Below are 15,199 nucleotides of genomic sequence, written 5' to 3'. Positions count from 1 at the left end.
ATCGAACGGCCTGCTCGGCCGGTACCGGTCAGGAACGGACCAGCGGCTTGTACTTGATCCGGTGCGGCTGTTCGGCCTCGGCGCCGAGGCGGCGCTTCTTGTCGGCCTCATAGTCCTGGAAGTTGCCTTCGAACCACTCCACGTGGCTCTCGCCCTCGAAGGCGAGGATGTGGGTGGCGATACGGTCGAGGAACCAGCGATCGTGGCTGATGACCACGGCGCAGCCGGCGAAACCTTCGAGCGCCTCTTCCAGGGCGCGCAGCGTGTCGACGTCCAGGTCGTTGGTCGGCTCGTCGAGCAGAAGGACGTTGGCGCCGGACTTCAGCATCTTGGCGAGATGGACGCGGTTGCGCTCACCGCCGGAGAGCTGGCCGACCTTCTTCTGCTGGTCGGGGCCGCGGAAGTTGAAGGCCGAGACGTAGGCGCGGCTCGGCATCTGCCGCTTGCCGAGTTCGACGATGTCGAGCCCGTCGGAGATCTCCTCCCAAACGGTCTTGTTCGGGGCGAGCGTGTCGCGGCTCTGGTCCACATAGCCGAGCTGGACCGTGTCGCCGACGCGGAAATCGCCGGAATCCGGCTTGTCCTGCCCGGTGATCATGCGGAACAGCGTGGTCTTGCCGGCGCCGTTCGGCCCGATGACGCCGACGATCCCGCCGGGCGGCAGGCGGAAGGACAGCCCGTCGATCAGCAGGCGGTCGCCGAAGCCCTTGGAGATGTTCTCGGCCTCGATGACCACGTTGCCGAGCCGGGGCGGCACGGGGATGACGATCTTCGTGCTCTCGGTCGAGACATCCTTCGACTGGGCGAGCAGCGTCTCGTAGGCGGAAATGCGGGCCTTGCTCTTGGCCTGGCGGGCGCGCGGCGACTGCCGGATCCACTCCAGCTCGGAGGCGAGCTGCTTCTGGCGCGACTCCTCCTGACGGCCTTCCTGGTCGAGGCGCTTCTGCTTCTGCTCCAGCCAGGAGGAGTAGTTGCCCTCGTAAGGGATGCCCGAGCCGCGGTCGAGCTCCAGGATCCAGCCCGTCACGTTGTCGAGGAAGTAGCGGTCGTGGGTGACCAGCACGACGGTGCCCTTGTACTCCTGCAGATGGCGCTCCAGCCAGGCCACGGACTCGGCGTCCAGATGGTTGGTCGGCTCGTCCAGCAGCAGCAGGTCGGGCTTCTCCAGCAGCAGCTTGCAGAGCGCCACGCGGCGCTTCTCGCCACCGGACAGCTTGGAGACGTCGGCGTCGCCCGGCGGGCAGCGCAGCGCGTCCATGGCGATCTCGACCGTGCGGTCGATGTCCCAGGCGTCAGCCGCCTCGATCTTCTCCTGAAGGTCGGCCTGCTCCGCCATCAGCGCGTCGAAATCGGCGTCCGGGTCCGCCATCATGTTCGACACTTCGTTGAAGCGGTCGAGCAGGCCCTTGGTCTCGGCCAGGGCCTCCATGACGTTCTCATGGACGTTCTTGCTGGGGTCGAGCTGCGGCTCCTGCGGCAGATAGCCGACCTTGGCGCCTTCGGCCGACCAAGCCTCGCCGGAGAAGTCCTTGTCCATCCCCGCCATGATCTTCATCAGCGTCGACTTGCCGGCGCCGTTCGCGCCGAGAACGCCGATCTTCACCCCCGGCAGGAAGGAGAGATAGATGTTGTCGAGGACCTTCTTGCCGCCAGGATAAACCTTGGTCAGGCCCTTCATCACGTAGACATACTGGTAGGACGCCATGCGCCGCTCCGACCCTTTTGCACGGGGAAAAGAAATCAAGGGCGCCCGTCGAGGCACCACTTCGCTTGACCGAGGGTTTTAGCGCATAAGAACGCTTCGTGAAACGGCGAAGGATGGGTGGTCCGTGCTGAATATCTACGTCGATGCCGACGCCTGTCCGGTGAAGCCGGAGATCTACCGGGTCGCCGGCCGCACCGGAAGCAAGGTTTTCCTGGTTTCCAACGCCCCGTTGCGCCTGCCGACGGAGTGCCTGTCCGAACTGGTCGTCGTCGGTTCGGAGTTCGACGCGGCCGACAACTGGATCGCGGAGCGTGCCACGGAGAACGACATCGTCATCACGGCCGACATCCAGCTTGCCGACCGCTGCGTGAAGAAGGGGGCGGTCGTCATCGGCTCGACCGGCAAGCCCTTCACGGGCGACTCCATCGGCACGGCTCTGGCGACGCGCGCCCTGATGGCCGACCTGCGCGACATGGGCGTGGTCGGCGGCGGCAACGCCCCGATGTCCCAGCAGGACCGTTCCCGGTTCCTTCAGGCGCTGGACCAGGCCGTCCAGGCGCTCAAGGCGGGCCGCCGCCCGAAATGGCGGTAGAAGGCGGGACGGCGTCCGGCGCACCGAAGGCGCGCGCCTCGCCATGTGTGGCGACGCCACGTTCGGACAGGCGGGTCAGCACCGCCGAGGCGAGATCCGCCGTCCATTCGACGGGAAGGAACACGCCCCTCCTCGCATCGGAGGAATGGTTTTCCGAGACCAAGCCATAGGCACGGGCAAGCCCGGTCAGGGAGGTCTCATCGAGCGCCGGGTCGAGCGCCCTCGCCAGCCGCCCGAGGTCGAGCGAAGGGTGCGCCTCCTCCTCCGGAAGGCCCGCGCGGGCGCGGGCGCGGGCGAGCGCGTCCAGCGACGCCTGGACCTCCACCCCCACGACGACGCAGCCGCGCAGCGCGTCCGCGATGGCCGGCCAGGCGTCGGCGAAGGGGCGCGCACCCTCCACCATGCTCGTGGTGACGCCGTGCCGGGCCGTCGCCTCCTCGGGCACCGGCTCTCCGGGATCCACGAAGAAGTCGAGCGACAGCGTCCGGAAGACGCGGACGCCGGCCAGCCGCATCGTCCCGACCGCGATCACCTGCCCCTCACCGCCCCATTCGCCGGGGCCGCCCGCGGTGGTCGCGACCCACAGCGCGACCAGGGGCAGCGCGGTCAGCGCCTGATCGTCGCCGAGATGCGCTGCACGCCCGTTCGGGATCACGACGGAGCGTGAGCCCCCGGCCAGCGCGCGCCCGTCGGCCCGCCGAGCCGGGAAGACCAGCGCGACTCCCGCGTTGAGGCCCAGGTCGGCGACGCGCGCCGGCAGCTCCGTGCCGTCCGTGCGGTGGAGGATGGCGGAGACGGGTTGGCCGCTCTCGCGTGCCCGCTCGATGGCGCGGAACAGGTCGGGCCGGTGCAGGTGGTCATAGACGTCGTCGCCGGGCGCCGTCTCCAGCAGCCAGGACGCCGCTCCGTTCTGCACCTCGACCCGCCCCTGGCTGCCGAGAACCAGCACCGGCTCCTCCAGCAGCGCGGCCACCGCCGCCAACCGGTCGCCCGTACGGTCGCCCGTACGGTCGCCGCCACGCCGCTCCCGGCGGGCCAGTTCCGACGCGGCCCTCGCGAGCCCGCCAAGGGCGTCGTCCCGCCCGCCGTCCCACCGGGCCAGCGCGTCGCCGCGCATGCGCGGCTCGACCATGGCGTCGCGCAGCCTCTCCAAGTCCCGGAAATGACGGCCCAGCCGCGCGAACACCAGCCAAAGTGCCGCGAGCCCCACCGCAAGGACGCCCATGTCCATGGCGAAGATCATGACGTCGCCGTCGACCGCGCGTCCGGCCTCGGCGCCGAGATAGGCCATCGCCAATGCGGCGACCGCCAGGGCCATCATCGCCACCCGCCCCGTGCCGCCCGTCATCGGGCCGTCCCCTTCCCGTTCTTTTCCGGCCAGGACTGTAGCGCGGCAGCGCGGGCGCGCAAAGAGTGCGGCGGCCTGGGAGAGCGGCCGCGCGGCGGCTGCCCGCCTTCTCTGAAGAAGACAGTATAGCGCAAATTTTATACAACTTTTCAACTTACCGAACTGGTAGGCTTTGCTTATTTGCTTTCCGTTAATCCGCCTTTAACCGGCATGCCGCATATTTACACGGACCTCAACTTGCGTCGAAGGCTCGGAGACCGGTTCATGGAGATGGTCTACAACCTCAGGCCGTTCGGACAGGAGAAGCGGCGAACCGGCGGACGCCGCCTGGGCCTGATCGTCGCTCTCGCGGTCGGATTGCCCCTTGCCGGTGCCGTCGGTTACGCCGTCGATCAGGTCCGCGGCTACGCGGTGCAGGCCAAGCTTTCCCAGGCCGTCGACTCGGCGGCGCTGGCCGGTGGCCGGGTCATGTTCGACGACCAGCGCGACGGCCACATCAAGACCTTTTTCGAAGCGGCCTTCCCTAAGGGCTTTCTGGGGTGCGACCGGGCGGCCCTGTCGATCGCCGAAGATCCCGGCACCGGAACGCTGACCGTCAGCGGAAAGGCGCGGGTGGAGGCCATGTTCCTCGGCCTTTTCGGTTTCGATGACCTGATCGTCGAGGCACGGTCGATCATCCGGCGGAACGGCAAGGCCCTGCGCGCGACGCTCTGACGGCACAGCCCTCAACCGGAAGGGCTGGGTTCGAAAGAAGCGGATCTGAAAGAATCCGTGTTTAAAAAAGTCCATCCGGCGGATCGGGACGGCCGATCTCGTCGTCATGGCCGCTGCGGTTGCTGAAGAAGACCAGCGCCATCAACCCGATCCCGACCGCGCTCGACAGGATGGCTCCCAGCAGCAGCGCCAGGATTCCATGGAAGCCCATGCCGAAGGTGTCGAACCCACGCAGAGCCCAGACACCAAGAAGGGCGAGCGCGACGATGGCGGCGCACACGCCGAGAAAGAAGCGGATCCACGACATTGGCAGCACCTGCGCGGGATGGGGCAGCAGGAACAACAGCCGGGCGCGGCTTTCGGTCGCACCCGCATCCGCCCTCCCACGAAAGAAGGCCGGATGCGCGGAGGATGAGGGTCAGGACTCCTTGTCGGCGGCCTGGGCCGATTGGATCACGCAGGCGCGGTCACGCCCCTGCAGGCTGCCGCAGCCGTCCTTGCGCTGCGAGACGAAGCGGATGATCACCCGCTCCCCGCGCGTGGTCGCATCCGGCGGCAGTACCGCCTCGGCGACCAGGACGCCAGGACGCGACGGCGTGCGCTCGGTCTTCCAGTCGGTCGCCCCGGCGAGCTGGGTCGGGATGGACGGCCTGGGGACGGCCGGCAGCGACGCGGGCGCCTCCGCGACGGCCTGCTCCACGGGCTGCGGCGCCGGCACGGGCTTGGGCGCCGCGGCCTGAAGCGGAGCCTGGACCTGAACCGCAACCGGGGCCGGAAGGGACGCCCGGGCCGGGGACGCTGGCGGCATGACGGCGGCGAACTGGATGGGGGCCTCGGCGGCGGGCGCCGCCTGGGGAGCGCTGCTCCGAGCGCGCTCGGCGACCGCGGTTTCGGCCTTGGGCACGGGCTTGGCAACCGGCACCGCCGGCTTGTCGGGCACCACGGCGACCTCGATGACCGCGTTCTCGGATTGCGAACGGGCGCGCGGCGCCGCCTTGTCCAACGTCGGGCTGATGGCCGCGAGGTAGAGGCGGGTCTCGCGCGGCAGCTTGTGCTTGCCGGCGAGATGGGAGGCGTAGCAGGCCGGCCCGCAATTGTAGGCGGCGAGGAAGCCCGGCGCCCCGAACAGGTCGTACATCTCGCGCAGATAGGCCGTGCCGGCCAGGATGTTGTCGCGCGGGTCGGTCGGATCGGGGCCGAGGCCATAGGCCTCGCGCAGGTCGCCGTAGGTGCCCGGCATCACCTGCATCAGACCGATCGCGCCGGCCGGGCTGGTGACCGGCTTGCCGTTGACCATGGCGCGCCCGCCGCTCTCGCGGACCATGACGGCGCGGATCCAGGCTTCGGGCATGTCGAAACGTTCCGACGCTTCCCGGATGTACGGCACCCAGCTGGCCAGCGGATCGTTCGGATCGACCGGCGGCGCTTCCATCTTGGGCGGCAGGGCAGCCACCTCAGGCTGGTTGGACGCGCATCCCGCCACGGAAAGGGCAAGAAGCAGGATGGCGCCGGTGGCACGCACCGACCGGAGATCGCGAATATCCACGAGGCAGAATCCGTACTGTTGGTGCGGAACACCGGAAGTGTTACCAAGCTTTTTCAGGGTATACGCCAAGTCTGTCAAGCAACAACGGCCCCGGCCAGGCCTTCCCTTCCGCCTTAACCGGTTTGGACAGGATTAATCTTTTTTTGTCGTGCATTCTTTGATGCGGTCTTGACAGACGTGTGCCGGTCGGGTGGCGAGGGGGCCAACGCCTTGACAACCCGCAGCGCCGCGCTAAATGAATGATCATTCAGTTAGCGCGGCGGCCATGCCAGACCCAGCAACCCAGCCCGCCCCCCGAGGGGTCCCACGCCGCACCCGGCGCAAGGAAGCCCGCCCGGCCGAGGTGATCGAGGCCGCGCGCGACCTCTTCATCGCCCGCGGCTACGCCGCCACCAAGCTGGAGGAGGTCGCGCGCAGGGCGGGCGTGAGCGTCGGCTTGCCCTACCTGTATTTCGAGAACAAGGAAGGGCTGCTGAAGGCGGTCGTCCGCGAATCCCTCATGCCCCTGTTCGAGACCGGCGAGGAAATGCTGGAGCGGTTCCCCGGAAGCAGCCACGAGCTGTTCTGCCTACTCGGCGCGAAGTTCTGGGAAATGGAACAGTCGCCGAACGGCGGGCTTCTCAAGCTGGTGATCGCGGAGGGCACGAACTTCCCGGACATTGCCCGCTTCTACATGGACGAAGTGATCCTGAGGGGGCGCCGTTTCGTGGTCAGGCTGCTGGAGCGCGGCATCGCGCGCGGCGAGTTCCGTCCCATGGACGTGGAGCAGATGGCCCGCGTGATCGTGGCACCCTTGGCGATGCTGTCGCTGAACCACCATTCCTTCGGCGCCTACGAGCCCGATCCGGCGAAGGCCGATGCCGGCGCCTATCTCGCGGCCTATTTCGACCTGCTGCTCCATGGGCTGCGGGCCGAGAGCGGGCCTTCGTCCCAAGGACAGCCATCATGACCGAGTCCCCGCCTCCCCGCCCCCGCCGGCTGCGCCGCCTCCTGCTGCCCGCGCTGATCGCCGCGGCGCTGGCCGCCGGTGGCTATGTCTGGCAGTCCCGCGAGGAACCCGGCGCCGGCGCGACGCAGGCCGCCACGGCCACCGCCGATGCGACTGTCCGGCCGGTCGAGCTTGCGCCCGTCGAGGTGACCCGCATGGCTCCCCGCCGCCTGACCGACGTGGTGCGGCTCGGCGGCTCGGTCGAGCCGCTGGAGCAGTCGGTCGTCAAGTCGGAGGTCGCCGCGACCCTGTCCGAGGTGCTGGTCCGCGAAGGCCAGGACGTCCGGCGGGGCGACCTGCTCGCCCGCTTCGACACGGCGGAGCTGACCGCCCGGCTGAACGAGCGCAAGAGCACGCTGGAGGGTGCCCGGGCACAGCTCGCGCTCGCCGAGAAGACCCGCACCAACAATCTGGCCCTGCGCAAGCGGGACATCGTGTCCCAGACGGTCCTGGACGAGGCGCTTAGCAACTTCGAGTTCCAGCGTGCCCAGGTCTCCGCCCTGGAGGCCCAGGTGGTGCTGGCGGAGAAGGCCCTGCGCGACGCGCAGGTCCGCAGCCCCATCGACGGCACCGTCGCCGAGCGCGCGGTCAATCCCGGCGAGAACCTGGCGGTCAACGCGCGCATGTTCGTGGTCGTCGATCTCAGCCGCGTGGAGGTCCGCGCGGCCGTGCCGGCGGACGAGGTGGCCCGGCTGAAGCCCGGACAGCCGGTGCGGCTCGAGGTGGACGGCCATGGCGGGCGCCGCTTCGACGGCACCATCGCCCGCATCAACCCGGTGGCGCTGTCCGGAACGCGTTCCATTCCCGTCTATGTGATCGTGGACAATCCCGACCGAGCCCTGCGCGGGGGCATGTTCGCCTCCGGCGACGCGGTCGTCGCCGAGGCGGACGGGGCCTTCGCCCTTCCGCCAGCGGCCCTGCGCAGCGACGCCGGCGGCGATTTCGTCCTGGTGGTCGAGGGCGGGCGGCTCGAACGCCGCAAGGTCCAGCGGACCGGCACATGGTCGCGCGGCGAGCTGGTGCAGGTGGAGGGGCTGAGCGAGGGGGAGGTCGTCGTCACGGCCAACCTGCCCGGCCTGGCCGCCGGCCGCGCCGTGACCCTGGCGGGGACCTGACCCATGCCGATCACCCGCATCAGCGTCGACAACCCCGTCTTCGCCACCATGATGATGGTGGCGCTGATGGTGCTCGGCCTCTTCTCCTACCAGCGGCTGAGCGTCGACCAGTTCCCGGACGTGGACTTCCCGCTGGTGGTGGTCTCCACCGCCTATCCCGGGGCCAGCCCGGAGTCGGTGGAAACCGACGTCACCCGTCCTGTCGAGGACGCCGTCAACACCATCGCCGGCATCAAGACGCTGACCTCCCGCTCCTACGAGGGGCAGTCCATCGTCATCGCCGAGTTCGACCTGAAGACCTCCTCCTCGGACGCGCTCCAGGACGTGCGCGAGAAGGTGTCGGCCTTGCGCGCCCGCTTCCGCGACGAGGTCGAGGACCCGCAGATCACGCGCTTCGACCCGGACGAGCAGCCGATCATTTCGATGGCGGTCCGGTCGGACGTCCGGGGCCTGCGCGAACTCACGACCATCGCCGACCAGATCATCGTCAAGAGGCTCCAGAACGTGAGGGGCGTCGGGCGCGCGACCATCGCCGGCGGCGTCGCGCGCGAGATCCAGGTGCGGCTGCGGCCCGAACGGCTCGAGGCCCTGCAGGTCGGCGTGGACGAGGTGATCGACACCATCCGCACGGAGAACCAGAACCTCCCGGCCGGCAGCATCTCGGGCGGCGGAAGCGAACGCGTCGTCCAGGTGGACGGGCGCGTGATCCAGCCACGCCAGCTCCTCGACCTCATCGTGGCGCGCCGGGGCGGCGAGCCCGTGCGGCTCGGCCAGGTGGCGGAGGTCATCGACGGCCAGGAGGAGCGGGAGTCGGTCGCGCTCTACAACGGCGAGCCAGCCCTGGCCGTCGATCTGGTCAAGGTGCAGGACGCCAACACGGTGGAGGTGGCGAAGGGTCTGCGGCAGGCCATCGAAGAGTTGCGCCAGGACGGCTCGCTGCCCGCCGACGTGGCGCTGGAGATCGTGCGTGACAGCTCCACCGGCATCACCAACTCGCTCGACAACGTGCAGCGCACGCTGATCGAGGGCGGCATCCTGACCGTGCTGATCGTGATGCTGTTCCTGGGCTCCTGGCGCAGCACGGTGATCACGGCGCTGACCCTGCCGGTGGCGGTGCTCGGCACCTTCGGCGTGCTGGCCGCCTTCGGCTTCACCCTGAACATCATGACGATGATGGCGCTGTCGCTTGCCATCGGCATCCTGATCGACGACGCCATCGTGGTGCGCGAGAACATCATGCGCCACCTGAACCGCGGCAAGGGTCACCGGCAGGCGGCGCTGGAGGGCACGCAGGAGATCGGGCTTGCGGTGCTCGCCACCACGCTGACCATCGTCGCCGTGTTCCTGCCCGTCGCCTTCATGGGCGGCATCATCGGACGGTTCTTCCTGCAGTTCGGCATCACCGTGTCCGCGGCGGTGCTGATCTCGCTGTTCGTCTCCTTCACGCTCGATCCCATGCTATCGAGCGTCTGGTACGACCCGGCGGCGCACGGCCGCCACGGGCGCAGCCTGTTCGGCCGCTTCTCGGCCTGGTTCGAGCGGCGGTTCGAGGCGCTGTCGCAGGGTTACGGCCGGCTGCTCGGCTGGTCGCTGCGCCGGCGCTGGGTGGTGCTGGTGACCGCGGGCGGCATCTTCTTCGGCAGCTTCGCGCTGGTGCCGATGATCGGCGTGGAGTTCGTTCCGGCCGCCGACCTCGGCGAGACCATCGTCGAGGTGGAGACCCCCGTCGGCTCCTCGCTGGAATACACCGAGGCGAAGATCCGCCAGGTGGACGCGGCCCTGCGCGAGATGCCGGAGATCGCCTACACATACGCCACCATCAACAGCGGCGTGTCGGCGGGCAAGAACCGGGCGAACATCTATGTCCGCCTCGTGCCGATCCAGCAGCGCCGGATCTCCGCCGAGGGGATCGCCGTGCCGATCCGCGAGCGGCTGGCGTCCATTCCCGGCATCACCATCGGCATCGGCATCCCCGGTGTCGGCGGCGTGCAGAAGCAGATTCAGGTTTCGGTCCAGGGCCGCGAGATCGACGAGCTGGCCCGCATCTCCGAGCAGGTGCTGGAGAGGATGCGCGCCATCCCCGGCTTCGTGGATCTGGACAGCACGCTCAAGGCGGCCAAGCCGACCCTGTCGGTGCGGCTGAACCGCGATCTCGCCAGCGACCTCGGCGTCGGCACGGCCCGCGTCGCCGGCACCCTGCGCCCGCTCTTCGCCGGCGACACCGTGTCGAGCTGGCAGGCGCCCGACGGCGAGAGCTACGACGTGCGGGTCCGGCTGCCGGAAGGCGACCGGACCAGCCCCGCCGACCTCGACCGCATCTATCTGACCGGAAGCGCTGGCGGCGGCTCCGCGGCGGGCGGAACCCACATGATCCCGCTGTCGCAGATCGCGCAGGTGGAGACGACGCTCGGCGCCTCCCAGATCAACCGGCGCGACCTCCAGCGCGAGGTCAACGTGCAGGCCAACGTGCAGGGCCGCCCGGCCGGCGACGCGGGCGGCGAGCTGCAACGGGCGCTGGCCGGCATCGAGCTGCCGCCCGGCTACCGGATCGTCTTCGGCGGTTCGACCAAGGACATCGCGGAGACGACGGGCTACGCCACCTCCGCGCTGTCGCTGGCCGTGATCCTGATCTACCTGATCCTGGCTTCCCAGTTCGGAAGCTTCCTTCAGCCGCTCGCCATCATGGCATCGCTTCCCTTGTCGCTGGTCGGCGTCTTTCTGGGGCTGCTGGCCGCGGGGTCCACGCTCAACATCTTCAGCGCCATCGGCTTCATCATGCTGATGGGGCTCGTCACCAAGAACGCGATCCTGCTGGTGGACTTCGCCAACCAGGCCCGCGCGCGCGGCGCGGATCTGAAGGCGGCACTGGTCGAAGCCGGGGTCATCCGTCTGCGCCCGATCGTCATGACGACAATGGCGATGATCTTCGGCATGCTTCCGCTTGCGCTGGGGGTCGGCGAAGGGGCGCAGCAGCGCGCGCCCATGGCCCATGCGGTGATCGGCGGCCTCATCAGTTCGACTCTGCTGACGCTTCTGGTGGTACCGGTGATCCTCAGCTATCTGGAGGGGCTGTCCACCCGCATGTCCCGGCGCTTCAGCCGTGGGGATCGGGACCCGGATCATCAGGCCAGACCAGCCGAATAGGGGGTGACTCCTCTACCACCAATTTTGGTTAACAATTTACTAACGAACAGTGGATCCCCCCCCTATGATCGGATAGAGTGCCTTCACGTCAGACCCCCTTGGGAGTGCTCCGCCGATGCAATCCGTCTCCGTCGCCCTGATCGATGCGAACAAGCTGTTCCGTGAAGGGCTGAAGGCCCTCTTCACCGATCGGGACTTCCAGATCAGCAAAGAGGCAACGTCCCTGAACGAGGCTCTGCCCCTGGTCTCGGGCGGCGATGCTCCGCAGCTCCTCCTCATCGACCCGGCCGGCATGGGCGAGGTCACCCAGGTGGTGAGCGCGCTGAAGGCCGCCTGCCCGGACGCGCGTCTGGTCCTGCTGACCGGCCAGATGGACGCGAACGTGATGGCCACGGCGATCCAGGCGGGCGCCGACGGCTTCCTGATGAAGGACATCTCCATCGAGGCGCTGGCCCAGTCGCTGCGGCTCGTCATGATGGGCGAGAAGGTGTTCCCGACACACCTGGCGGCCCTGCTGATCAGCGGCAAGGTAACCGGCCACGCCGTGTCCGACAATCCCGGCTCGCGCAAGGGCCTGTCGCAGCGCGAGGTCCAGATCCTGCGCCGCCTGCTGGCCGGCGACAGCAACAAGATGATCGCCAATTCGCTGGGCATCACCGAGGCGACCGTCAAGGTTCACCTCAAGAGCCTGCTGCGCAAGATCAACGCGTCCAACCGCACCCAGGCCGCCATCTGGGCCCTGAACAACGGCTTCGGCGAGAGCGCCGGCAGCGACCTCGCGGTCGCCTGACGTCCCGTCCCTCGAAGCGCCGCCATTCACGCGACGAATTCTTTCAGCCGCCGCCATGACCATACCCGTGGCGGGGACCCGCATGGACCCGAAGGCATATTGTAGAATTCCATAGTTAGGCCATATCCCATCGGCCAAGAAAAAAGCCCTCCGCCTGAACAAGGCGGAGGGCTTTTTTCTTACCCACCGGAGGGGATGCCGTCCGAGAAACGGGCGGCCTAGCGTCAGGCGGCGTCCTGCTCGTCGCTCTGGCCCTTGATGCGGGCGGCCAGCGCGGCTTCCAGGAACTGGTCGATGTCGCCGTCCAGCACGGACTGCGTCTGCGACGTTTCCACGCTGGTGCGCAGATCCTTGACCATCTGGTAGGGGTGCAGGACGTAGCTGCGGATCTGGTGGCCCCAGCCGATGTCGGTCTTGGTGGCCTCCAGCGCCGCGGCGGCGTCCTCGCGGATCTTCAGCTCGCGTTCGTACAGGCGGGCGCGCAGCATGTCCCACGCCTTGGCGCGGTTCTTGTGCTGGGAACGCTCCTGCTGGCAGCTCACGGCGATGCCGGTCGGGATGTGCGTGATGCGCACCGCCGAGTCGGTCTTGTTGATGTGCTGGCCGCCGGCGCCGGACGCCCGGTAGGTGTCGATGCGGCAGTCCTTCTCGTTCACCTCGATCTGGATCTTGTCGTCGATCACCGGGCTCACCGAGACGGCGGCGAAGCTGGTCTGGCGCCGCGCCTGGCCGTCGAAGGGGCTGATGCGGACGAGCCGGTGCACGCCCGCCTCGGTCTTCAGCCAGCCATAGGCGTTGTGGCCCTTGATCTGCACGGTCGCCGACTTGATGCCGGCCTCTTCACCCGCGCTCTCTTCCAGCCACTCGGTTTTGAAGCCGTGCTGTTCGGCCCAGCGCACATACATCCGCAGCATCATCTCGGCCCAGTCCTGGGCCTCGGTGCCGCCGGCGCCGGCGTTGACTTCGATGAAGCAGTCGTTGGCGTCGGCCTCGCCGGACAGCAGGCTTTCCAGCTGCAGCTTGCCCGCCCGGTCACGCAGGGCATAGAGCTGGGCCTCGGCATCGGCGACCACGGTCGGATCGCCTTCGGCCTCGCCCATCTCGATCAGTTCAAGGCTGTCCGACAGGTCGCGTTCCAGCGCGCGGTAGCCCGACACGGAGGTGTCGAGCTGGGTGCGTTCGCGCATGATCTTCTGGGCGCGGTCGGGATCGTCCCAGAGCTTGGGGTCCTCGGACAGGGCGTTCAGTTCGTCGAGACGACGCAGCGCGTTATCCCAGTCAAAGATGCCTCCTCAGCAGCGCCAGCGATTCACGAATCTCGCTGGCGGCCGCTTCGATCTCGGCTCGCATGCGGGCCTCCTCGTCAGCCAGGGTTGCAATGGAATTCGCGTCTTATGTAGCCCCTCGGGTTCGGCATTGCACCCCTTTAATGCCGTCACACCCGGCTTGACGGGGGAACTGACCAGCGGTTGCTGGCGCGCCCTACCCTAAATTGCGGGCTATATCGCGCTGTTCCTGCCCACTTAGGAAAAATTCAGGGGAGCGGCCGTGGCGTCGCGGCTAAGCCGGGCAAGCTAGGGCTTAACCAGCCGAATGCATCCAATTCAACCGCCCTCCTTCCCAATTGCAGCAAAGACATTCCCTTTGCTTTGGGCCTATTTATGTAACAGCAAAACACGCCGCATGATCCCGTGCGATCGTGCGGAACATCTTTTCCATGTGGTTGTAGCGAAGCCTTTTCATGACTGGATTGGCTAACCCTTAGCTCTGTCCAGTCCACAGATGATCGTGGAGAACATCATGGTCTTTACGAGTTTAGAGTTTCTTCTATTCATAACGGTGTTCACGGTTGGCTTCATGTCCTTGGCCAGGACGCGCGCCTTCGTGCCGTTCCTGCTGGTAGCCAGCTACCTGTTCTACGGCTACTGGGATTACCGGTTCTGCGCCTTGCTGGCGACCAGCACCTTCATCGATTACTACTGCGGTTTGAGGATCGCGGATGCAAAGCGGCGCGAGGACGCCCGCATCTGGCTGTTCCTCAGCCTCGGCGCCAATCTCGGCATCCTGTTCTTCTTCAAATACTTCAACTTCTTCGTCGACAGCGCGGAGGTGGCGCTGGCCTCGCTGGGCGTCGACGTCGCGCGGCGCACGCTGGACATCATCCTGCCGGTCGGCATCTCCTTCTACATCTTCCAGGGGCTGAGCTACAGCCTGGACCTCTATTCAGGGCAGCTCGCCAAGCCGGAGCGTTCGTTTGTCCGCTACGCGACCTTCGTCGCCTTCTTCCCGCAGCTCGTCGCCGGGCCGATCGTCAGGGCGCGCGACCTGCTGCCGCAGATCCAGGACGGCCCCCGCAACGTGCCCTTCGCGGTCCGTTTCGGCGGGCTGGAGAAGGTGATCTGGGGCTTTTTCCTGAAGGTCGGTCTGGCCGACAACGCCGCCGCCGTGGTGGACGCGCGCTTCGCCAACCCGGAGTTCTACAACGCGCTCAGCCACATCATCGGGCTGATCTGCTTCAGCCTGCAGATCTATGGCGACTTCGCCGGCTATTCGCTGATCGCCATCGGCATCGCGCAGATCTACGGCTACACCCTGTGCGAGAACTTCGCCCGCCCCTACTTCGCCATCGGCTTCCGGGATTTCTGGAAGCGCTGGCACATCTCGCTGTCGAGCTGGCTGCGCGACTATGTCTACGTGCCGCTGGGCGGCAGCCGCACCCGCTGGCTGCGCATGCGCAACGTGGTGCTGGTGATGCTGGCCTCCGGCCTGTGGCACGGCGCGAGCTGGACCTTTATAGTGTGGGGTGCCCTGCACGGCCTGCTTTCCGTGGCGGAGGACGGCGTGCGCTGGCTCGCGGCCCGCAGCCCGGTCCCGCTCGGCTGGCTGACGCGCGGCCCTGGCCGGCTCCTGCTGATCGGCTTCATGTTCATGCTGGTCACCCTGACCTGGCTGCCTTTCCGGGCGGAGAACATGGACAAGGTCTGGACGATCCTGTCCATCATCGCCGCGCACGACTTCTCGCTGCCGACCGGCATGCAGCAGATGACCTCCATCGTGCGGGTCGCGGTGATCGGGTCGGTGGTCCTGCTGATCGACGCGCTGATCGAGATGGGCGCCCGCCAGCGCTACGCCGGAGTGAACGTCATCGTCCGCTCCACCGCCTGCTCGGCCCTGGTCCTGCTGCTGCTGCTGTTCGGCAGCTTCGGCAACCGCTCCTTCATCTACTTCCAGTTCTGACCCCCCAACGCCGGTCCGAG

The 15,199-nt window shown here is 67.7% G+C and carries 12 protein-coding genes; 7 read left to right on the top strand and 5 right to left on the bottom strand.

The window, feature by feature from the left end; genetic code table 11:
• Window positions 1-28: 28 nt before the first annotated feature.
• Window positions 29-1,705 carry an energy-dependent translational throttle protein EttA gene (gene ettA / locus JUB11_RS17595; protein ID WP_207459880.1) on the bottom strand — a complete coding sequence of 559 codons (1,677 nt, stop codon included), beginning with the start codon at window positions 1,703-1,705 and terminating at the stop codon, window positions 29-31.
• 127 nt (window positions 1,706-1,832) lie between these two features.
• Here ettA and JUB11_RS17590 point away from each other — a divergent pair, with 127 nt between their 5' ends.
• Window positions 1,833-2,297, top strand: a complete 465-nt coding sequence (locus tag JUB11_RS17590) for a YaiI/YqxD family protein (RefSeq protein WP_207459944.1) — start codon at window positions 1,833-1,835, stop codon at window positions 2,295-2,297.
• Here JUB11_RS17590 and JUB11_RS17585 read toward each other — a convergent pair.
• Complete coding sequence (locus tag JUB11_RS17585) at window positions 2,266-3,645, bottom strand: exonuclease domain-containing protein (protein WP_207459879.1); 1,380 nt, start codon at window positions 3,643-3,645, stop codon at window positions 2,266-2,268. The two genes, JUB11_RS17590 and JUB11_RS17585, sit on opposite strands and share 32 nt — an antisense overlap.
• A 264-nt stretch (window positions 3,646-3,909) precedes the next feature.
• Between JUB11_RS17585 and JUB11_RS17580 the strand changes: the two genes are divergently transcribed.
• Window positions 3,910-4,359, top strand: a complete 450-nt coding sequence (locus JUB11_RS17580) for a pilus assembly protein TadG-related protein (protein ID WP_207459878.1) — start codon at window positions 3,910-3,912, stop codon at window positions 4,357-4,359.
• Between the two features lie 61 nt (window positions 4,360-4,420).
• On the opposite strand, the gene JUB11_RS17575 is transcribed toward JUB11_RS17580, so the two are convergent.
• Window positions 4,421-4,702, bottom strand: a complete 282-nt coding sequence (locus tag JUB11_RS17575) for a hypothetical protein (RefSeq protein WP_247887141.1) — start codon at window positions 4,700-4,702, stop codon at window positions 4,421-4,423.
• Window positions 4,703-4,777: 75 nt separating this feature from the next.
• The gene (locus tag JUB11_RS17570; protein ID WP_207459877.1) at window positions 4,778-5,905 is read right to left on the bottom strand and encodes a transglycosylase SLT domain-containing protein; all 1,128 of its coding nucleotides are present in this window, start codon (window positions 5,903-5,905) and stop codon (window positions 4,778-4,780) included.
• Window positions 5,906-6,170: 265 nt separating this feature from the next.
• Here JUB11_RS17570 and JUB11_RS17565 point away from each other — a divergent pair, with 265 nt between their 5' ends.
• The 4 genes from JUB11_RS17565 to JUB11_RS17550 all read left to right on the top strand — a co-directional run bounded on the left by JUB11_RS17565 (window position 6,171) and on the right by JUB11_RS17550 (window position 11,942).
• Window positions 6,171-6,854, top strand: coding sequence for a TetR/AcrR family transcriptional regulator (locus JUB11_RS17565; RefSeq protein ID WP_207459876.1), 684 nt, complete (start codon window positions 6,171-6,173; stop codon window positions 6,852-6,854).
• The gene (locus tag JUB11_RS17560; protein ID WP_207459875.1) at window positions 6,851-8,008 is read left to right on the top strand and encodes an efflux RND transporter periplasmic adaptor subunit; all 1,158 of its coding nucleotides are present in this window, start codon (window positions 6,851-6,853) and stop codon (window positions 8,006-8,008) included. The genes JUB11_RS17565 and JUB11_RS17560 overlap by 4 nt, the downstream gene beginning before the upstream one ends.
• Window positions 8,009-8,011: 3 nt before the next feature.
• Window positions 8,012-11,152, top strand: coding sequence for an efflux RND transporter permease subunit (locus JUB11_RS17555; RefSeq protein WP_207459874.1), 3,141 nt, complete (start codon window positions 8,012-8,014; stop codon window positions 11,150-11,152).
• A 115-nt stretch (window positions 11,153-11,267) separates the two neighbouring features.
• Window positions 11,268-11,942: a response regulator transcription factor gene (locus JUB11_RS17550; protein ID WP_207459873.1), complete on the top strand. Its 675-nt coding sequence runs from the start codon at window positions 11,268-11,270 to the stop codon at window positions 11,940-11,942.
• Between the two features lie 224 nt (window positions 11,943-12,166).
• Here the strand turns inward: JUB11_RS17550 and prfB are convergent.
• Window positions 12,167-13,292 (bottom strand): peptide chain release factor 2 gene (prfB, locus tag JUB11_RS17545; protein WP_207459872.1). Its coding sequence is split into 2 segments (ribosomal slippage): window positions 12,167-13,222 and window positions 13,224-13,292, totalling 1,125 coding nucleotides; the frame shifts between segments, so codons are not numbered across the junction.
• Between the two features lie 507 nt (window positions 13,293-13,799).
• Between prfB and JUB11_RS17540 the strand changes: the two genes are divergently transcribed.
• Window positions 13,800-15,179 carry an MBOAT family O-acyltransferase gene (locus JUB11_RS17540; RefSeq protein ID WP_247887140.1) on the top strand — a complete coding sequence of 460 codons (1,380 nt, stop codon included), beginning with the start codon at window positions 13,800-13,802 and terminating at the stop codon, window positions 15,177-15,179.
• The last annotated feature ends 20 nt before the right edge of the window (window positions 15,180-15,199 follow it).

The sequence above is a fragment of the Azospirillum sp. SYSU D00513 genome, from assembly GCF_017356015.1.
GTDB lineage: Bacteria > Pseudomonadota > Alphaproteobacteria > Azospirillales > Azospirillaceae > Azospirillum.
Note: the sequence above shows the minus strand (reverse complement) of the source record. Positions and strands in the feature narration are given on the sequence as shown.

Bases quoted from the DNA above. Each gene is read 5' to 3' on its own strand.
- ettA (WP_207459880.1), bottom strand. From the start codon at position 1,705: ATGGCGTCCTACCAGTATGTCTACGTGATGAAGGGCCTGACCAAGGTT.
- JUB11_RS17585 (WP_207459879.1), bottom strand. From the start codon at position 3,645: ATGACGGGCGGCACGGGGCGGGTGGCGATGATGGCCCTGGCGGTCGCC.
- JUB11_RS17580 (WP_207459878.1), top strand. From the start codon at position 3,910: ATGGAGATGGTCTACAACCTCAGGCCGTTCGGACAGGAGAAGCGGCGA.
- JUB11_RS17565 (WP_207459876.1), top strand. From the start codon at position 6,171: ATGCCAGACCCAGCAACCCAGCCCGCCCCCCGAGGGGTCCCACGCCGC.
- JUB11_RS17560 (WP_207459875.1), top strand. From the start codon at position 6,851: ATGACCGAGTCCCCGCCTCCCCGCCCCCGCCGGCTGCGCCGCCTCCTG.
- JUB11_RS17555 (WP_207459874.1), top strand. From the start codon at position 8,012: ATGCCGATCACCCGCATCAGCGTCGACAACCCCGTCTTCGCCACCATG.
- JUB11_RS17550 (WP_207459873.1), top strand. From the start codon at position 11,268: ATGCAATCCGTCTCCGTCGCCCTGATCGATGCGAACAAGCTGTTCCGT.
- JUB11_RS17540 (WP_247887140.1), top strand. From the start codon at position 13,800: ATGTCCTTGGCCAGGACGCGCGCCTTCGTGCCGTTCCTGCTGGTAGCC.